The organism is Vibrio sp. PNB23_22_6, from assembly GCF_052877535.1.
Map to the genome: position 1 here is coordinate 67,718 of NZ_JBNFXP010000015.1, position 20,057 is coordinate 87,774.

Below are 20,057 nucleotides of genomic sequence, written 5' to 3' on the forward strand. Positions count from 1 at the left end.
TATAAAGGGTTGGTGTGAGAGCACCAACCCTTTTTTGTTTACGGGGGACGCATGGATTAAACGGCAGGGTGTTATTCCTTATCGCAACACCGGAATACGTAAGAGAATCCATGTTAGTCCAAAGCTTATTGGTTATTTGGCCATGAATCTGGCACCACAAACCAAAATTGGCCAAGCCGAGTTTGTGCATGGATGAATTTACCTGATGGCTTGCTTATTGGGTCTTCATGCTTTTCAGTTCCAATTGCCCATAATGGTTTGGAAAGGGCGTAAAGTGGCTGTTCAATTTGCTCCCATTGGCTCTGATAACACCAATAACCGGATATTTGATTCGGGTCTAGTTCGTAGCCTAAACAGCTTGTCGGGATAGGTTCTGCTGAAAAGGGGTTAACGTAAAGACGTCCCTGCATCAGGAGGTGCTCACTCGGTATATTGTCTAACGGTAACTGTTGGTGGAACTCTTCTCTCTGACTCATCTTTAGTTGGTGAGTGAGCATGCGATCGAGCTTCTTGTGCAGTTGGTCGTGAGCATTCGGTCCATACCAAATACCTTCATGAAGTAAGTAAAACTTGATGGCCACTTCCCAATGCTCGTGTTGTTTGGTCTCCTGATTCTCGAGGATCAAATCGACGGCACCAATGGTGCGGCCAGTCGCGTCATTGAGTTGAATCTCTTCAGCAATCAATTCATATCGAGTTGAGCAAGTCAGCAGCTTGGTACAAAGGTGTTGGTAAAGGAAGCCAAGTCGTGGATTGCCATCGTAGACTTCATTGTCCGATAGAGGTGGTGCCAGAATATCTTCGACGCTGACAAAGGGCGTGTGAAGTTTAAAAAGTGGCGGGGTGCTAGCAATCCATTGATAGAAACGTTGTAGAGAATTCATCCATTATCCTGGTTGTTACAGGCAAAGCCTTTCTATTGTATCGAAATTTAAGCGAGTTGGGGATGTCACAACTGGCATCTGGATTGCGGTTCGATATACACTTTGCTCAAGCCACAAGTATTGGAATTAAAAATGAATAATTTTCAGCTAGAAAAGATCCTTAACGAGAAACTGTCGCCGCAACTTATTAAAGACTATGCACCTAATGGTATGCAAGTGGAAGGTAAGTCTGAAATCAAACGCATCGTGACAGGCGTAACCGCTTCACAAGCGTTGATTGATAAAGCCGTTGAATTAGAGGCAGATGCGCTACTTGTTCACCATGGGTATTTTTGGAAAGGCGAGCCAGAGCCCATTCGCGGCATGAAAGGGAAGCGCATCCGTAGCTTGATTAAAAATGACATCAACCTGTATGGCTATCACTTACCGTTAGATATTCACCCAGAACTCGGTAACAACGCAGAACTTGCTCGTTTATTGGAAATTGAAGTTGAAGGCGGACTTGAAGGTCATCCTCAATCTGTGGCTATGTTTGGTCGTTTAAAATACGCGATGACAGGTGCTGAGTTTGCTAACAAAATCAATCAAGTATTAAAGCGTGAGCCTTTGCATATTGCTCCTGAAAATGCAGACAAGATGATAAAGACGGTTGGTTGGTGCACGGGCGGTGGACAAGACTATATTGAACTGGCGGCACAACACGGCTTAGATGCATTTATTTCGGGGGAGATCTCAGAGCGCACAACTTACAGTGCTCGTGAGTTGGATATTCACTATTTCTCAGCGGGTCATCACGCAACAGAGCGTTACGGCATTAAAGCGTTAGGTGAGTGGCTAGAAAAAGAGCATTGCCTCGACGTAGAATTTATTGATATTGATAATCCAGTGTAAGTTCACCGTACAACAAAAATTAAAGGGTTGAGACGTGAGTCGAAACCCTTTATACGCATCCTAGATCCTAGATCCTAAAACCTTATTCGCGCTCATGCAGTGGTGAAAAATCGCGTTGCGTTTCACCAGTGTAAAGCTGACGAGGACGGCCGATACGATTTAGTGGATCACTGTGCATCTCGTTCCAGTGAGCAATCCAACCGATAGTACGAGAAATCGCGAAGATAACCGTAAACATCGATACTGGAATGCCAATCGCCTTTAGGATGATGCCTGAATAGAAATCTACGTTCGGGTATAACTTCTTAGACACGAAGTATTCGTCAGAAAGTGCAATGCGCTCAAGTTCCATCGCTACGTCTAGTAGTGGGTCTTTGATATTCAGCTCTTTAAGAACTTCGTAACAGGTTTCACGCATTACCGTCGCGCGAGGATCGTAGTTTTTGTAAACACGATGACCAAAGCCCATCAGGCGGAATGGGTCATCCTTGTCTTTTGCACGCTCTACATACTCTGGAATGTTATCTACGCTGCCGATCTCTTCAAGCATCTTCAGACACGCTTCGTTTGCTCCACCGTGAGCTGGTCCCCATAGAGATGCGATACCTGCGGCAATACAGGCGAATGGGTTGGCGCCGGACGAACCAGCTAGACGAACAGTAGATGTTGAAGCATTTTGCTCATGGTCCGCATGTAGCGTAAAGATTTTGTCCATCGCACGAGCGACTACTGGATTAACCTCGTATTCTTCACATGGGTTAGCAAACATCATGTGTAGATAGTTTTCAGCGTAGCTTAGGTCGTTGCGAGGGTAGATAAATGGCTGGCCGATCGAGTATTTGTAACACATTGCCGCCAGGGTTGGCATTTTTGAAATCAGGCGATAAGCGGCAATTTCGCGGTGCTCATCGTTATTGATATCCAATGAGTCGTGATAAAAGGCTGCTAATGCGCCAACCACACCACACATTACTGCCATTGGGTGAGCATCACGGCGGAAACCATGGAAGAAGCTTGCGATTTGCTCATGTACCATAGTATGGCGAGTAACGGTTGTTTTAAACTGCTCGTATTGTTCGCGGGTAGGTGCTTCACCATAAAGCAGGATGTAACACACTTCTAAGTAATCTGCGTTATTGGCTAATTGATCAATCGGGTAACCACGGTGCAAAAGAATCCCTTTGCCGCCATCGATATAGGTGATTGATGATTCACAAGATGCAGTGGCAAGAAAACCAGGATCAAAAGTAAAGTAACCATTGGCTCCCAGTTTACGAACATCAATTACGGGTGTACCGAGGGCACCGTCCATAATTGGCAGCTCGATTGGCGCATGACCTTCGACATGAAGGGTCGCTTTCTTATCCGCCATAACAATCTCCTTTGTTTATTATTTAATCCGTCCAGGATGTATATGTGACATTTTTTACTGTTGTTAAAGCTTAAAGTCAATTTTTCTCCATTTTTGTGTGCACTTGTTATGATTTTTCACATGAAAATCGTTAAAAATCTGTTCCATGTAGCATAATTTGTTACATCAATTGTATTGGAATGTTACTGGTCGTATATTGGCACAGAAAATTTTAGTTAAATCCTTATAAATTCGGGGCTAGAAACAAAAGTGAGGTTTGTTTGTAGATTCCGGCGTTAACAATTAATTTACAATTAACTCTGGGTTTACCCTGAGTGTTTGTTAATTAGATGTTAACTTTTATGCGTTTGGAAGCTGAAATTGGTTATAACAATAAATGCTCAATGGAGCTGAGTGAGCAAGCCCGTGAAAGAAAGAAAGTCAAGACCTGTTAATTTAGATTTACAGACCATCCGCTTTCCCATCACAGCAATCGCGTCAATCCTGCACCGTGTGTCAGGTGTGATTACGTTTGTTGCGGTGGGTATACTACTTTGGTTACTGTCCATTTCTCTGTCGTCCCCGATGGGTTTTATGGAAGCCGCTGACGTTGTCGATAGCTTCTTCGTGAAATTCATTCTATGGGGAATTCTAACTGCACTTGCCTACCACATTGCTGGTGGTGTTCGTCACCTACTGATGGACCTAGGCCACTTCGAAGAACTAGATTCAGGCGCGATGAGCGCTAAAGTCACGTTTGGTGTAACTGTAGTGCTATCACTATTGGCGGGGATCTTGGTATGGTAAAACACGTTTCTTCATTTGGTCGTAATGGTGTTCACGATTTCTTATTGATTCGTGCATCCGCCATCATTATGACGCTGTATACAATTTATCTGGTGAGCTTCTGTGCTTTCTCAGATATCTCTTACGCATCTTGGACCCAATTTTTTGGTGGTACATTCACTAAAGTCTTCACCATGTTGGCACTTGTCTCTGTGTTGATCCATGCGTGGATTGGTTTATGGCAAGTATTCACCGATTACATTAAGTGCGCGAAACTTCGTGGTGCGCTGCAACTTGGTGTTATTGCCGTGCTATTCGGCTATGTCTTCTCTGGTCTATTTATTCTGTGGGGTGCGTAAGTGTCTATTCCAGTTCGTGAGTTTGATGCCGTAGTAATCGGCGCTGGTGGTGCAGGTATGCGCGCTGCACTACAAATTTCGGAGCAAGGCCTATCTTGTGCTTTGCTATCTAAAGTTTTCCCAACTCGTTCTCATACGGTATCTGCACAGGGCGGTATCACAGTTGCGCTTGGTAACTCGCACAAGGACGATTGGCAATGGCACATGTACGACACAGTAAAAGGCTCTGATTACATCGGCGATCAGAACGCGATTGAGTACATGTGTAAAAACGGCCCTGAATCGGTTATCGAACTAGAGAAAATGGGGCTGCCATTCTCTCGTTTTGATAACGGTTCTATTTACCAACGTCCGTTCGGTGGTCAGTCTAAAGAGTTTGGTGGTGAGCAGGCTGCTCGTACAGCGGCGGCGGCAGACCGTACCGGTCACGCGCTTCTTCATACGCTTTACCAACAAAACGTAAAACACAAAACAACCATCTTCTCTGAGTGGTATGCACTCGACTTGGTGAAAAACCAAGACGGTGCGATCATGGGTTGTACTGCCATCTGTATGGAAACAGGCGAGATTTGTTATTTCAAGTCGAAAGCAACCATTCTCGCTACGGGGGGCGCGGGTCGTATCTACGCATCGACAACTAACGCCCACATCAATACTGGTGACGGTGTTGGTATGGCACTTCGTGCTGGCGTTCCGATGCAAGACATGGAAATGTGGCAATTCCATCCAACGGGTATTGCTGGCGCAGGCGTTCTTGTTACAGAAGGTTGTCGTGGTGAAGGTGGTTACCTTCTAAATAAAGACGGCGAGCGCTTCATGGAACGTTACGCTCCAAATGCGAAAGATCTTGCAGGTCGTGACGTAGTAGCGCGTTCAATGATGATAGAAATCCGTGAAGGTCGCGGCTGTGATGGTCCTTGGGGCCCACATATCAAGCTTAAACTGGATCACCTAGGTAAAGACGTACTTGAGTCTCGTCTACCAGGTATCTGTGAGCTTTCACGTACATTCGCACACGTGGATCCGGTTAAAGAGCCAATTCCAGTTATCCCAACCTGTCATTACATGATGGGTGGCGTTCCAACACAGGTTTCAGGTCAAGCGATTAAACAGATGGCTGACGGCACGGATGTTGAGGTTCAAGGTCTGTACGCTTGTGGCGAAATTGCATCTGTTTCGGTGCACGGCGCAAACCGACTCGGTGGTAATTCACTGCTTGACCTTGTGGTATTTGGTCGTGCAACGGGCTTACACCTTGGTGAGACACTGGCTGCACAAGCGGAAGCTCGTCCTGCGACAGAATCTGACATCGAAGCGTCTTTAGCGCGCACTATGCGTTGGGAGAACAGTACTGGTGGTGAAGACCCAGTTCAAATTCGTAAAGACCTACAATCTTGCATGCAAAATAGCTTCTCGGTGTTCCGTGAAGGTGATGCGATGGCGACAGGTCTGGAAGAGTTAAAAGTGATACGAGAACGTCTGCAAAATGCGCACCTAGCTGATAAGTCATCGGAGTTCAATACGCAGCGCATTGAGTGTCTAGAGTTAGATAACCTCATGGAGACCGCATTCTCGACAGCAGTAGCAGCAAACTACCGCACAGAAAGCCGTGGCGCGCATGCTCGCTTTGACTTCCCTGAGCGTGATGATGATAACTGGCTATGTCACTCTATCTATAACCCGGAAACTGAAGCGATGACTAAGCGTGATGTCAACATGACGCCAGTGCACCGCGAAGCTTTCCCGCCGAAAGTACGTACTTATTAAAGGGATGGTATGACTATGAAATTGAACTTCTCTTTGTATCGTTACAACCCGGATGTAGATACCAAACCATACATGAAGGATTACATACTTGAGGTGGAAGAAGGTTCAGACATGATGGTTCTGGACGCGTTAATTCTACTTAAAGAGCAAGATCCAAGTATTTCATTCCGTCGCTCATGCCGTGAAGGTGTATGTGGTTCTGATGGTTTGAACATGAATGGTAAAAACGGCTTAGCCTGTATTACACCGCTCTCTGCATTGCAAGGCGAGAAAATTGTCATCCGACCTTTGCCTGGTTTACCCGTTGTGCGTGATCTTATCGTTGACATGACGCAGTTCTATGATAACTATGCGAAAGTTAAGCCTTTCTTGATTGATGATGACACACTGCCACCTTCACGAGAGAATTTGCAATCGCCAGATGAACGTGCGCATTTAGATGGGTTGTATGAATGTATCATGTGTGCATGTTGCACAACTTCGTGTCCATCATTCTGGTGGAACCCAGATAAATTTATCGGTCCAGCAGGTCTTCTTGCCGCTTACCGTTGGTTAATTGATAGCCGAGATACGGCCACTGATGAACGTTTGTCCAATCTTGATGATGCATTTAGCGTTTTTCGTTGCCATGGCATCATGAATTGTGTAAGTGTTTGTCCTAAGGGACTAAATCCGACGAAAGCCATCGGTCACATCAAGTCGATGCTGGTGAATCGTTCGATTTAATTAACAATAAAAATTGCCGACTCAATAGAGTCGGCTCTTAATAGCTCGGCGCAGACCGAAGCAAACGTGAAAACTACTGGTTAAGGGAAAATATGCACAACGGCGTGATGAAGGCATGGCTCGAGTCTTCACACTTGGCTGGCGCCAATGCAACGTATGTAGAAGACCTCTACGAACTGTATCTAAGTGATCCCGATCTGGTAAGTGAGGAGTGGAAACGTGTATTTGATGAGTTGCCTAAGAACTCTGAAGAAGTGGCCGAACAGCCACACTCGCGTGTCCGTGACTACTTCCGACGACTCGCTCAAGAAACGAAGCATTACAGTGTCCAAGTTAGTGATCCAGATGTCGACGCTAAGCAAGTAAAAGTTCTTCAGCTTATCAACGCATACCGCTTCCGCGGTCATGAAGCTGCAGAGCTCGATCCTCTAGGTTTATGGCAACGCCCACCCGTGGCGGAGCTTGACCCTGTATTCCACAATCTCACCGAAGATGACTTCGAAGAAACTTTCAACGTCGGTTCTTTTGCCATTGGCCAAGAGACCATGCAGTTGAAAGACATCTACTCAGCACTGAAGAAAACCTACTGTGGTTCGATTGGCGCTGAATACATGCACATGACAGACACAGAGCAAAAACGTTGGATTCAACAGCGTCTTGAGTCTGTGGTTGGTCAACCATCTTTCGATAAAGACGAAAAGCGCACTTTCTTAGAAGAATTGACTGCAGCTGAAGGTTTAGAGCGCTATTTGGGAGCTAAATTTCCAGGTGCGAAGCGTTTCTCGCTAGAAGGTGGTGATGCACTGATTCCGATGACGAAAGAATTGATTCGCCATGCTGGTAAGAGCGGCATGCGTGAAGTGGTTATCGGTATGGCTCACCGTGGACGTTTGAACATGTTGGTCAACGTTCTTGGTAAGAAGCCACAAGATTTGTTTGATGAGTTTGCGGGTAAACATGACGAAACTTGGGGGACGGGTGACGTTAAGTATCATCAAGGTTTCTCTGCAGATTTTGCAACGCCAGGCGGTGATGTTCACTTAGCTTTGGCGTTTAACCCATCTCACCTAGAGATCGTAAATCCAGTAGTGATTGGTTCGGTTCGTGCGCGTCAAGATCGCCTAGGTGATGAAAATGGCAGTCGCGTGTTACCAATTACGATCCACGGTGACTCGGCGATTGCTGGTCAAGGGGTTGTGGCGGAGACATTCAATATGTCTTTAGCTCGTGGTTTCTGTGTTGGTGGTACAGTGCGCATTGTTGTAAACAACCAAGTTGGTTTTACAACCTCTAACCCTCGTGATACGCGCTCGACCATGTACTGTACTGATATCGCGAAGATGGTGCAGGCTCCTATTTTCCATGTTAACGCAGACGATCCAGAAGCGGTCGCTTTCGTAACGCGTATCGCCTTGGATTACCGCAACGAGTTCAAACGTGATGTTGTGATTGATTTGGTTTGTTACCGTCGTCATGGCCACAATGAAGCGGATGAGCCGAATGCAACTCAGCCATTGATGTACCAAAAAATCAAGAAGCACCCAACGCCTCGCAAGCTTTACGCTGACGTATTGATTGACAAAAACGAATCAGACATCGAAATTGCGACGCAACTGGTCAATGAATACCGAGACGCGCTGGATAAAGGCGAAGTTGTGGTTAAAGAATGGCGCCCGATGGCGTTGCATTCGGTTGACTGGTCTCCATACTTAGGGCACGACTGGGATGTAGAGTGGGACAATAAATTTGATGTGACTCGCCTTAAAGAGCTCGGTCAACGTCTGATTCAATACCCAGATAGTCATAAACTGCAAAGCCGTGTGAACAAGCTTTACAACGACCGTGCAGCCATGATCAGTGGCGAGAAAGCGATTGACTGGGGTATGGCTGAGACATTGGCTTACGCAACGCTTGTTGATGATGGTAAACGTATTCGTATCTCCGGTCAGGATTCAGGCCGTGGTACGTTCTTCCACCGTCACTCAGTTTTGCACAATCAAAATGACGCAAGCACCTACATCCCGCTAGCGAACATTCATGACAAACAAGGCCCATTCCAAGTCTTTGACTCAGTGTTGTCAGAAGAAGCGGTATTGGCGTTTGAATACGGTTACGCAACAGCAGAGCCAAGTGGCTTGACCATTTGGGAAGCCCAGTTCGGTGATTTTGCAAACGGTGCACAAGTCGTGATTGACCAGTTCATCTCATCCGGTGAACAAAAGTGGGCTCGTCTATGTGGTCTAACAATGTTGCTACCGCATGGTTACGAAGGCCAAGGCCCAGAGCACTCCTCAGCGCGTCTTGAGCGTTATCTACAATTATGTGCTGAGCAGAATATGCAGGTTGTAGTGCCATCTACACCAGCGCAGGTTTACCACATGATCCGTCGTCAGGTGGTGCGCCCAATGCGTCGTCCACTGATTGTTATGTCGCCTAAGTCGCTACTGCGTCATCCACTTTGTACTTCAACGTTGGAAGAGTTATCTGATGGTACATTCCAACCAGCAATTCCAGAAATTGACAATCTGGAACCAAGTAAAGTGAAACGCGTTGTGTTTTGTTCAGGTAAGGTGTACTTCGACCTTCTCGAGCAGCGTCGCAACAACGAACAAGATGATGTTGCTATTGTGCGTATTGAACAGCTGTACCCATTCCCTATGGATGAAGTACAAGCGGCAATTGCGCAGTACACCAATGTTGAAGATTTCGTATGGTGTCAGGAAGAGCCTCAAAACCAGGGGGCCTGGTACTGTAGCCAACACAACTTCCGTGCTGCTATTCCAGCAGGCGCAGATCTTAAATACGCAGGTCGCCCAGCCTCTGCTTCGCCAGCAGTAGGCTACATGTCGGTGCACTTGAAACAACAAAAAGCGTTGGTTGAAGACGCTCTGAATGTGAACTCAAAAACTTCGAATTAAGAACTAGAAGTTAAAGGAAGAAACAGTTATGACAATTGAAATTCTGGTTCCAGACTTACCTGAATCAGTTGCAGATGCAACCGTAGCGACATGGCACAAAAAACCAGGCGACGCAGTAGAGCGTGATGAAGTTCTGGTTGATATCGAAACGGATAAAGTTGTGCTTGAAGTTCCTGCTCCGGAAGCGGGCATATTAGAAGCCATTATTGAAGAAGAGGGCGCGACAGTCCTTTCTAAACAACTAATTGCAAGACTTAAGCCGGGTGCTGTTGCGGGTGAGCCAACAGCAGATACCACAGAAGAAACAGAAGCATCTCCAGATAAACGTCATAAAGCGGTGTTGACAGAGGAGAGCAGTGACGCGCTAAGCCCAGCGGTTCGTCGTCTTCTAGCTGAACACAACCTAGAAGCGTGCCAGGTGAAAGGTTCTGGTGTTGGCGGTCGAATCACTCGTGAAGACATTGAAGCGCACCTTGCAAACGCAAAAGCAGCACCGAAAGCAGAAACGCCTGCGGCAGTTGAAGCGCCAGCAGCGGCTCGCAGCCAAAAACGTGTTCCAATGACGCGTCTACGTAAGACAGTGGCAAACCGTCTTCTAGAAGCGAAAAACAACACGGCCATGCTGACCACGTTTAACGAAGTGAACATGAAACCAATCATGGACCTTCGTAAGCAATATAAAGATCAATTCGAAGAGCGTCATGGCATCCGTCTAGGCTTCATGTCTTTCTACGTGAAAGCAGTAACAGAAGCACTGAAGCGTTACCCAGAAGTGAATGCATCTATCGATGGTGATGACATCGTCTACCACAACTACTTCGATATCAGCATGGCGGTTTCTACGCCACGCGGTCTAGTAACACCAGTACTTAAAGACTGTGACACACTAGGTTTTGCTGACATCGAAAAAGGCATCAAAGAGCTAGCTATCAAAGGCCGTGACGGCAAGCTAACGGTGGATGAGCTAATGGGCGGTAACTTCACTATCACTAACGGTGGTGTATTTGGCTCATTGATGTCTACGCCAATCATCAACCCACCACAATCGGCAATCCTGGGTATGCACAAAATCCAAGATCGCCCAATGGCGGTGGATGGTAAAGTAGAAATCTTGCCAATGATGTACCTAGCTCTATCTTACGACCACCGTTTGATCGATGGTCGTGAGTCAGTGGGTTTCTTAGTAACGATTAAAGAGCTACTAGAAGATCCAGCGCGTCTGCTATTAGACGTTTAATATCGCTAAAACGTCGAGTTATCTTTGGTAACTCGACGTTTACGGCATCCAAGGCTAGACTGGCTCAGCGTCTGGCCTTCACTTGAACTGCCCCCGATATAATCTATATAGCAGTTGATTTGAGAAGACCCTACAGACGTACCGCAATCAAAGCGGTGTTATGGAAATAATAAATCCCTTAAGGGATAAACAAACGGAATATCAAAATGAATTTGCATGAATACCAAGCCAAACAGCTGTTTGCAGAATTCGGTTTGCCTGTACCGGAAGGCTACGCATGTGATACGCCACAAGAAGCTTTCGAAGCGGCGGGTCGCATCACTACCGAAAAGAAAGTTGTAAAATGTCAGGTTCACGCTGGTGGCCGCGGTAAAGCGGGCGGCGTTGAGCTACACGATACAAAAGACGGCGTAAAAGAATTCGCACAAAAATGGCTAGGTAAGAACTTGGTGACTTACCAAACAGACGCAAATGGTCAGCCTGTTACTAAAATCCTTGTAGAAGAAGCGTCTAACATCGCTAATGAACTTTACCTTGGTGCGGTTGTTGACCGCGCAACTCGTAAGATCGTTTTCATGGCTTCTACTGAAGGTGGTGTGGAAATTGAAAAAGTTGCGGAGGAAACGCCGGAGCTTATCCACAAAGCAGCAATCGATCCACTAGTAGGCCCTCAGGCTTACCAAGGTCGCGAGCTAGCGTTCAAACTTGGTCTTGAAGGCGATCAAATCAAACAATTCGTTAAGATCTTCATGGGTCTTGGCACGATGTTCTCTCAGTACGACCTAGCACTGCTAGAGATCAACCCACTGGTTATTACTGGCGAAGGTAACTTACTGTGTCTTGACGGTAAGATCAACATCGATTCAAACGCGCTATACCGTCAGCCTAAGCTTCGTGAAATGCACGATCCTTCACAAGAAGACGAGCGTGAAGCGCATGCAGCTCAGTGGGAGCTGAACTACGTAGCACTAGACGGTAACGTTGGCTGTATGGTTAACGGTGCGGGTCTAGCGATGGGTACAATGGACATCGTAAACCTACACGGTGGCAAGCCAGCTAACTTCCTAGACGTAGGTGGCGGCGCGACAAAAGAGCGTGTAGCAGAAGCATTCAAAATCATCCTATCTGATGACAACGTTAAAGCCGTTCTAGTAAACATCTTCGGCGGTATCGTACGTTGTGACATGATTGCAGAAGGCATCATTGGTGCAGTGAAAGAAGTGGGAGTAACTGTCCCTGTTGTTGTTCGTCTAGAAGGTACTAACGCTGACCTAGGTCGCGAAGTTCTTGCAAATTCTGATGTTGATATCATTGCTGCTGAGTCGCTAACAGATGCTGCTCAGAAAGTTGTTGCTGCTGCGGAGGCTAAATAATGTCTGTACTAATTAACAAAGACACTAAAGTAATCTGTCAGGGCTTCACTGGTGGTCAAGGTACTTTCCACTCAGAGCAGGCAATTGCTTACGGTACACAAATGGTTGGTGGTGTATCTCCAGGTAAAGGTGGTCAAACTCACCTTGGTCTTCCTGTATTCAACACGGTACGTGAAGCGGTAGAAGTAACTGGCGCAACAGCAACAGTAATCTACGTTCCAGCACCATTCTGTAAAGATGCAATCCTAGAAGCGATCGACGCAGGTATCGAGCTTATCGTAACGATCACCGAAGGCATTCCAACGATTGATATGATCGATGTGAAAGTGAAGCTAGAAGAAACTGGCGTTCGCATGATCGGTCCTAACTGTCCCGGTGTTATCACGCCTGATGAGTGTAAAATCGGTATCATGCCTGGTCATATCCACAAGAAAGGTAAAGTGGGTATCGTTTCTCGTTCAGGTACGCTAACCTACGAAGCCGTTAAGCAAACGACTGACGAAGGCTTTGGCCAATCAACGTGTGTTGGTATTGGTGGCGACCCAATCCCTGGTTCAAACTTCATCGACATCCTGAAGCTTTTCCAAGAAGACCCTGAAACTGAGGCAATCGTAATGATTGGTGAAATCGGTGGTACTGCGGAAGAAGAAGCTGCAGCTTACATCAAAGAAAACGTAACTAAGCCAGTGGTTTCTTACATTGCTGGTGTTACTGCTCCTCCTGGTAAGCGTATGGGTCACGCAGGTGCAATCATCTCTGGTGGTAAAGGTACTGCAGAAGACAAATTCGCAGCACTAGAAGCCGCTGGTGTTAAGACAGTGAAGTCTCTAGCAGAGATTGGTCAAGGTCTACGCGAAGTAACGGGTTGGTAATCGACCAAACTGCTTTATCAGCATTAAAAAAGCCTGCGATTTCGCAGGCTTTTCTTTTTCTGTTGGCTCGTCCTGATTTGTGTCTCAAGCATGAGCACTATATTTACCACTCGGTGCGATTACGCTTTACGCCTAATCAGTTGGCTAAGAATAAACAGGGTCGTTGCGCTAATCACAACGGATGGCCCCGCTGGGGTATCAAAATGCCATGAAAGGCTTAATCCCATCAATACAGCGACAGAACCAATAATAGAAGCAAGTAACGCCATTTGCTCTGGTGTTGCAGAAAGCTTTCTTGCCGTAGCTGCAGGGATGATAAGTAATGACGTCATGATCAAAGCACCGACAAACTTCATTCCAATTGCGATCACTACGCCGACCATTAGCATCAACACTAAGCGGATCAGGTCGGTATTTACGCCCTCAACAGCAGCCAATTCTTCGCTCACGGTGCTCGATAGCAGTGGACGCCAGAAAATGTATAAGCAAGCGCTGACAGCAACGACACCTGAATAGATGAATATGAGATCTTGAGGTGAAACGGCGAGTAAATCACCAAATAGATAACTCATCAGATCCACACGCACATTCTCTAAGAAACTCACGGAGACTAAGCCAATCGAGAGTGCGCTATGGGCGAGGATACCAAGTAGGGTGTCCGTCGCAACCAGTTGTTGCTTTTGCAATGTGACGAGCAATACTGCAATCGCCAAACAGCACACCAAAAGTGCTAAATAAAGGTTCACGTTAAGCAGAAAACCCAGAGCAAGCCCCATTAATGAGGCATGCGCTAAGGTATCCCCAAAGTAGGCCATTTTGCGCCACACGACGAATGAACCCAGTGGACCAGCAATGATTGCAATGCCAATACCTGCAAGGATAGAAGGTAATAGAAACTCAATCATGATGGTAATGTCCGTGTTTATGGTGAGAGCATGACGTGGCATCCCCTTTTACTGGCGAACCAGATAAATCATGGTGATGGTGCTCATGGTCATGATGATAAAACGCCAATGATTCGCGTGTCGCATTGCCAAATAATGCAATATAAGACGGATGCTGAGTAATCGTCGCTGGCGAACCTGAGCAACAGACATGATGCTGCAAACAGATCACATCATCGGTTTTTGCCATAACTAAGTGGAGATCGTGTGAAACCATAAATACACCGCAGTCAAAGCGGTGTCGAATGCTTTCAATCAAATCATATAGGTCAATTTGGCCTTGAATATCCACACCTTGTGCAGGTTCATCGAGTACCAATAACTCTGGACGTAGCAATAGCGCACGAGCGAGCAGCACACGTTGCGTTTCACCGCCAGAAAGGCGATGCATATTATGGTTTAAAAGATGTTCTGCGCCCACTAACCTTAACGCATCAAGACACTCTTGCTGACTGTATTTACCAGCGAGATTGAGGAAGCGAATGACGTTCAGTGGTAATGAATCGTTGAGTGTGAGCTTTTGAGGAACATAACCAATTTTCAAGCTACGTTTCTTGATTAATTGGCCGCTAGTCGGCTTCTGAAGACCTAAGATTACCTTGACTAAGGTCGATTTTCCCGCTCCATTGGGACCAATTAGGGTTGTGATCTTGCCCTTTTCTAATTCCATACTGATGTTATCAAGAACTCGACGTCCGTCAAATTCGACACACAGCTGTTCAAGACGAGCTAATGAAGGCATGAATGAAACTCATTTGCAAATCAATAATGTTATAATGTAACATTATTGCACTTTCCACGTGATCCCCCAAGTAAAACTATGAAAAGAGTTCTAATTCTCGCTGCTGCGACAATGCTAACGTTACCAGCGCACGCCATATCGGTATTGACTAGTGTTAAACCTATTCAAATGATCGTTAGTGAGTTGACTGACGGTATTACTCAACCGCAAGTATTGCTTCAATCTAATGCGTCGCCTCATGATTACGCACTTCGTCCGTCGGATGTTAGAAACATCGCCTCTGCAGATTTGGTTATCTGGTATGGTCATGATCTTGAGCCTTTTTTAGAGAAAGTGATGGCTGAACGTTCTAATACGTTCACACTGAGTAACATTCCAGGTCTTGCACTGCGCGCGTATGACACTGAACACAATCATGATGGTCATGACCATGGCTCTCACGATCCTCACTTTTGGCTTGGTGTTGAACCAGTGAAACAAGTGGCGCTCGCTGTGGCAAATAAGTTAGCTGAGGTGGATCCAGTAAATGCAGATCAGTACGAAGTGAATCTTGCCAAATTTGAAGAACAACTCAATGTAACCGACGCTAAAATTGAGCAGCAACTTGCACCCATTCAAGATAAGGGGTATTTCGTTTTCCATGATGCATATGGGTACTTCGAAGAACATTTCGGAATGAATAATCTTGGCCATTTTACCGTCACACCGGATCGCAAGCCGGGCGCAAAAACATTAATTCATATACGAAAGGCACTGGCGGCTGGGGATGTTGAATGTGTGTTTTCTGAACCACAATTCACTCCTGCAGTTGTTGAAAGTGTGTTGCGCGGTAGCGATGTTAGCAATGGTACGCTTGACCCTCTTGGAAGCGACATTGAAGTTCGATCAGGCAGCTATTTCGAATTATTACAAAACATGGCTAACAGCTTTAGCCAATGTTTAGGGAAACCGTAACAATATTGTTGCTTTCCTAAGAGAGACGACTTTTTATCGTGATCTAACAGTAAGAATTGAAACCTTTGGTAAGACGAGTCTTTTCTCTATAGGGATTTGAGATATCATTATTCATAATTAGTGGCTAAAAATAACGACATTGATGCTTGGCTTTTAAGGCAGAGCAAACCGTGGAACGCCATAAATAGATTAATGAAAGGATTTTATCTTGCTGCGCCATTTAGCCCGAGTGGTATTGGGTTTTATCATCTCATTTCAAGTATTTGCCTTAAGTGATGCCAATGTGGTTTTTTACCCTTTGCCGAATCAGGCTGAGGGGACTTTCATTGCAGCAAAACAGCTGTTTCCAGGTGTGGAAGGCGGGGTATGGATTCACGATGTTCGAGGGCGAGTGCTGTTCTATGACGGCCAAAAGACCTTGCCAAAGTCAGGAAGCTTTCTTAAGCACAAAGCGGAACAATTAGCTTATCACAACGGTTCATTTTGGACTTTTGTCGAAAATGAGGTTTACCAGACTTACCCAAATCAAGAGCGGCAACTCATATTTAGTCTTAGCCCTGGTTCTCAAATTCGCAAGATCGGTGCATCAAGCAAGTATATTTGGGTCAGTGACGGAGCGAACTTCTATACGTATGATCTTTCGACAAGTGCGTTAACCGTTTTTTCTTTGTTGCAATTGTATCAGCACAGTAATAACAGCTATGTCTATATCAATGACGCGATCTTTGTTGAGACTAAGTGGGTGTTGGCAACGACATCTGGGGTGTATTTGTCTGAGGGAACGCGGTTTAATCATGTGACCCCTTCTGGGAAAAATTATGTAGAGAAAGTCTATTATTCGCATACCAGGCGTGAAATTTTAGTTGGAACGCTGAAAGGCGCGTTAATTTTCAATATATACGAGCCCAACAGCCCAGCGATCAAAGTTGGGCAGTCACATGTATTGACCTTTGCTGAAAGTAATCAAGAGTATTGGGTAGGGACAGAACATGGCCTCTATCTTTACTCTTTTCTTACAGGAGAAATATCGAAAGTTGCGCCCGCTAGCTTTCTGGAGTTGGAGATAGCCAACACCAAGGTTTACTCGCTTTTGAGCGATAGCATGGGAGGAATGTGGATTGCGACCAATCAAGGCATTCGTTATCACTCATTGTTTAGTAAGACGTTTGAACGTGTCACTTTTAGTGGTTACGACTCGCACACCTTATCTGGGCGACTAAGGCAGATATTACCCGGGCCTGATGGTGCTTTGTGGTTTATTGATGATCATAAACTGTATCGCACCGGGCCTCGAGGCAGCATGGATGTGCTCAATATTCCCGCTCAAATCAATGAGTTTACATTTCTTAATGAAAAGCTCTGGCTTGCCACGTCAACAGGATTACAGGTCTACGATCTCGACAGTTTAAACCCGATTATTTTTCCGTACTTACACACCCTGACTGGGCGTCAAATCGAGCATATTGTTGCTGATGGTGCCACTCGACTCTGGGTTTCAAGTGGCTATCAACTCTTTAATATTGATGTAGAAAGTCAGGAGGTAAGAAACTTTGGTAGTGATTGGCTGGTAAGTAAACACCTACCAGCAAAAATAACGCGACTTTATGATAAAGATGCGTTGCTTCTCATCGGTACAGATCATGGTGTCTATGAGTACGATGGCGACCGGATCCGCTTTAACCACTTCTCAGAACAATTCGGTGAATCACTTAATATCATGACGACTCCAGATGGGGCGCAATGGTTCGCTTCTGCTTATGGTATTTTTAAAACCATCCCTGGCAGTAGAGAGAAACATGTGCTGGAGATGAGCCTGGAAAACTCACGCCCAGCTTGTATGTTGAGTGATAAAAAAGGCGTCTGGTTAGCCTCTTCTGTCGGGTTAAGTTATTACCATTTGTCCGGTCAACTTTTAAAGCACTATTCATCCTCTTCCGGTTTAATAAATAATGAGTTTTTATCCGGAGTCTGTAGTGCTAATCAACGCACAGATGGCAGTGAGCAACAATTGATCTTTGGTTCAAAATTTGGACTGGTAAAAGCGAACACATCGAAGCTGCTTGTCTCGCAATCACCAGAGTCTAAAATTATTTTTAGCCAAGTTCTGTTGGAAAATGAAGTGGTTCAGGTTGGCAGTGCGGATCTCGAAGGGGTGCAATTACCTTACGGCTCTTCGCTGAGCTTCCGATTTGGTGTAATGCCAAAATCTGATAACCAAAATCTGTATTATCGCTTAAATCAGAATGAGCAGTGGCAGTCCTTGGATGGGGAAGTGTTAACACTCGAATACCTTAAGTCTGGTGAGTACCACCTTCAAGTGAGCAATGACTCTCAGCTAGGTAAACAGGTCATCGGATTGAATTCACGCTTTGTCGTACTAAAACCATGGTTTATGTCAAAGCGAGCTATTGCTGGTTTCGTTTTCGTTGGGTGTGTTTTTATTATACTGTTGATTTATTGGCGTTCTCGGTATGTTGTACAATCTAACCGAGAATTGGCAGCTCAGGTTACACTAAAAACCAATCAGTTAAGGCACCAAAGCCGGGTACTTCTTGCCAGTAACCAACAGCTTAGAAAGCAAATACAAGTTAGAAACTTATTGGTAGATCATGTCGCTCGGTCTATTAAAACCAGTATTGATGCTATTGTAAATCGACTCCCAACGGAGCTAGATTCGGAAACCCAGGACCATATATCGAAAGCCAGTTGGCAATTGAAAGAGCTTAATAATTCGTCGGAAGGCCGTCATGGTGGAAGCCAAAACTACAATTTGAGTCAGATAACACAATCTGTGGTGGATGTATGGCAGGAAGATTTCTTAAAAGCCGGCATCAAAGTCGAGCTTAACGACGATGATAAAATGAGCCGTATTGCATTAGAAAGCTTTAATCTTGACGTAATTTTCAACAGCATATTTGCCAATGCAATCAAACGATCGTTCCACGGGCAGTCGGTTAAAGTCAGCATTGAACAAGGGCATGATGTTGTTTCATTAAGCTTTATTGACCATGGGACACAGCTTCCAAGTAAAGCACCGACAACGCGTTTATCGTCTAGCGGTGGTGATTTGAGTATGGATAATTTACCGGAGTTGGTTGCCGTCAGTGGTGGGCAGCTCTCGATGTTTACTTCTGATGCGCAAAACAAGATTGAAATTACTTGGCCTTGTGCACAAGAGCCTAGTCATGTCGATGAGCCACTATTAGAGTTTATTGAGGTTGAGCAGCCGAGTCAGAGTGTACCGCCTGAGCAGGAGTGGTTGGTGAGAATCTACCAATTGGTGGCTGAGCACTATCACGATGCGGAGTTTGGTACTGCATCTGCTGCGAAAATGTTGTTTATGTCTGAGCGAAGTCTGCAGCGGCGTTTTAAATCAGCGTCTTCGAGAACATTTAAAGATTACCTTACTGAAGTACGTCTCGAGACCGCTTGTGAACAACTTCTTGCTGGTGAAAAAATCAGTGAGGTTGCATTCAATTGCGGCTTTAATGACCCTTCTTACTTTAGTCAGAAGTTCAAACTTCACTTTGGGTTACCACCATCAAAATTTGCGATGGCTCAAGATAGCCAAGTTAGCTTGTAGTGTTGAATAGCGTATTAGTAAGCCCAGTCTATTTTAGGCTGGGCTTTTTTGTATTGGCACAATGGGCGTCGTCTACCGAGGGTATGACTCAAGAGGTTTGATTGCAGTCGCTAAGTTTAAGCACACTACTTGCGCAGTAAGGGAGACGATCTGGCAGCGGTTCGTTGTGAGGAGTGTACGGTTTGCGTAATAGAACGTTCACCCCAGAATATAATGCGTCACAAGGTAATAGTGATGTGGGGGTACTGAGCCGATGTTTTGGATTTAAAGGGAGTTAAAGAGAGATGTAATGAAGAAAGAGTAGAAAAAAAAAAGTCGTGGTATAGCCGGGGGGACCATACCACGGGTGTCAATGACACCTTCGCTTGCTGCCGGAGTGGCATGTTGCCATACCACCTCTGGAATTTATTTGAGAGGTCGCCCTCTCGATGGGTTAACTATACGAAATCTTACTTATTTTTCTTATAAAAATAACGACAAGTTTACATGAGAAAACCGACAACAGGGTAAGATTTGTAGCTAAGATATTGAGATGTAAGGAATTTATTTTCATGTGCGCTTTGTTTGTTGCGTATTTGTTGTGTTTTTTTGTGTGCTTTTTCTTTCATTTTGACGTAAGTGACGAGTCTAATATTAACGGAGTTGACGTAGCGAATTACGCTTGGCATAA

At 45.4% G+C, this 20,057-nt stretch carries 15 protein-coding genes; 11 read left to right on the plus strand and 4 right to left on the minus strand.

Translation table 11 applies throughout. The annotated features are described in order from the left end of the window. Window positions 1-125: 125 nt before the first annotated feature. On the minus strand, window positions 126-884 hold the full coding sequence (locus tag ACVA54_RS12935; protein ID WP_119463674.1) for a DUF1853 family protein: 759 nt from the start codon (window positions 882-884) through the stop codon (window positions 126-128). A 132-nt stretch (window positions 885-1,016) separates the two neighbouring features. Here ACVA54_RS12935 and ACVA54_RS12940 point away from each other — a divergent pair, with 132 nt between their 5' ends. Continuing rightward, window positions 1,017-1,775 (plus strand): Nif3-like dinuclear metal center hexameric protein, encoded by a 759-nt coding sequence (locus tag ACVA54_RS12940; RefSeq protein ID WP_099079329.1) that lies wholly within the window; start codon window positions 1,017-1,019, stop codon window positions 1,773-1,775. A gap of 82 nt (window positions 1,776-1,857) precedes the next feature. Here ACVA54_RS12940 and ACVA54_RS12945 read toward each other — a convergent pair whose 3' ends face one another. After that, on the minus strand, window positions 1,858-3,147 hold the full coding sequence (locus tag ACVA54_RS12945; RefSeq protein ID WP_099079330.1) for a citrate synthase: 1,290 nt from the start codon (window positions 3,145-3,147) through the stop codon (window positions 1,858-1,860). 393 nt (window positions 3,148-3,540) lie between these two features. On the opposite strand from ACVA54_RS12945, the gene sdhC reads away from it, so the two are divergent. The 8 genes from sdhC (at window position 3,541) to sucD (ending at window position 13,164) form a co-directional block, all read left to right on the plus strand. Beyond that, a complete protein-coding gene (gene sdhC / locus ACVA54_RS12950; RefSeq protein ID WP_099079331.1) occupies window positions 3,541-3,933 on the plus strand; it encodes a succinate dehydrogenase cytochrome b556 subunit in 393 nt (130 codons plus the stop codon). After that, the gene (gene sdhD, locus ACVA54_RS12955; protein ID WP_099079332.1) at window positions 3,927-4,271 is read left to right on the plus strand and encodes a succinate dehydrogenase, hydrophobic membrane anchor protein; all 345 of its coding nucleotides are present in this window, start codon (window positions 3,927-3,929) and stop codon (window positions 4,269-4,271) included. Before sdhC ends, sdhD begins: the two co-directional genes overlap by 7 nt. Next, a complete protein-coding gene (gene sdhA, locus ACVA54_RS12960; RefSeq protein ID WP_099079333.1) occupies window positions 4,272-6,038 on the plus strand; it encodes a succinate dehydrogenase flavoprotein subunit in 1,767 nt (588 codons plus the stop codon). 15 nt (window positions 6,039-6,053) lie between these two features. Continuing rightward, a complete protein-coding gene (locus ACVA54_RS12965) occupies window positions 6,054-6,764 on the plus strand; it encodes a succinate dehydrogenase iron-sulfur subunit (protein ID WP_099079334.1) in 711 nt (236 codons plus the stop codon). A gap of 92 nt (window positions 6,765-6,856) precedes the next feature. Next, window positions 6,857-9,682 (plus strand): 2-oxoglutarate dehydrogenase E1 component, encoded by a 2,826-nt coding sequence (gene sucA, locus ACVA54_RS12970; protein ID WP_446649666.1) that lies wholly within the window; start codon window positions 6,857-6,859, stop codon window positions 9,680-9,682. A 28-nt stretch (window positions 9,683-9,710) separates the two neighbouring features. Further along, window positions 9,711-10,919: a 2-oxoglutarate dehydrogenase complex dihydrolipoyllysine-residue succinyltransferase gene (gene odhB, locus ACVA54_RS12975; protein WP_099079336.1), complete on the plus strand. Its 1,209-nt coding sequence runs from the start codon at window positions 9,711-9,713 to the stop codon at window positions 10,917-10,919. 206 nt (window positions 10,920-11,125) lie between these two features. Then, window positions 11,126-12,292 (plus strand): ADP-forming succinate--CoA ligase subunit beta, encoded by a 1,167-nt coding sequence (gene sucC / locus ACVA54_RS12980; protein WP_005426700.1) that lies wholly within the window; start codon window positions 11,126-11,128, stop codon window positions 12,290-12,292. Further along, window positions 12,292-13,164 (plus strand): succinate--CoA ligase subunit alpha, encoded by an 873-nt coding sequence (gene sucD, locus ACVA54_RS12985; protein WP_099079337.1) that lies wholly within the window; start codon window positions 12,292-12,294, stop codon window positions 13,162-13,164. Before sucC ends, sucD begins: the two co-directional genes overlap by 1 nt. Before the next feature lie 119 nt (window positions 13,165-13,283). Here sucD and znuB read toward each other — a convergent pair whose 3' ends face one another. Both znuB and znuC read right to left on the minus strand, forming a co-directional pair. Next, entirely contained in the window at window positions 13,284-14,069 is a 786-nt protein-coding gene (znuB, locus tag ACVA54_RS12990; protein WP_099079338.1) for a zinc ABC transporter permease subunit ZnuB, read from the minus strand. Further along, entirely contained in the window at window positions 14,062-14,850 is a 789-nt protein-coding gene (gene znuC / locus ACVA54_RS12995) for a zinc ABC transporter ATP-binding protein ZnuC (RefSeq protein WP_099079339.1), read from the minus strand. Before znuC ends, znuB begins: the two co-directional genes overlap by 8 nt. 78 nt (window positions 14,851-14,928) lie before the next feature. Here znuC and ACVA54_RS13000 point away from each other — a divergent pair, with 78 nt between their 5' ends. Together ACVA54_RS13000 and ACVA54_RS13005 are read left to right on the plus strand one after the other, a co-directional pair. Then, on the plus strand, window positions 14,929-15,804 hold the full coding sequence (locus ACVA54_RS13000) for a zinc ABC transporter substrate-binding protein (protein ID WP_446609050.1): 876 nt from the start codon (window positions 14,929-14,931) through the stop codon (window positions 15,802-15,804). Between the two features lie 208 nt (window positions 15,805-16,012). Further along, window positions 16,013-19,387 carry a helix-turn-helix domain-containing protein gene (locus ACVA54_RS13005; RefSeq protein ID WP_446649667.1) on the plus strand — a complete coding sequence of 1,125 codons (3,375 nt, stop codon included), beginning with the start codon at window positions 16,013-16,015 and terminating at the stop codon, window positions 19,385-19,387. Window positions 19,388-20,057: the final 670 nt, after the last annotated feature.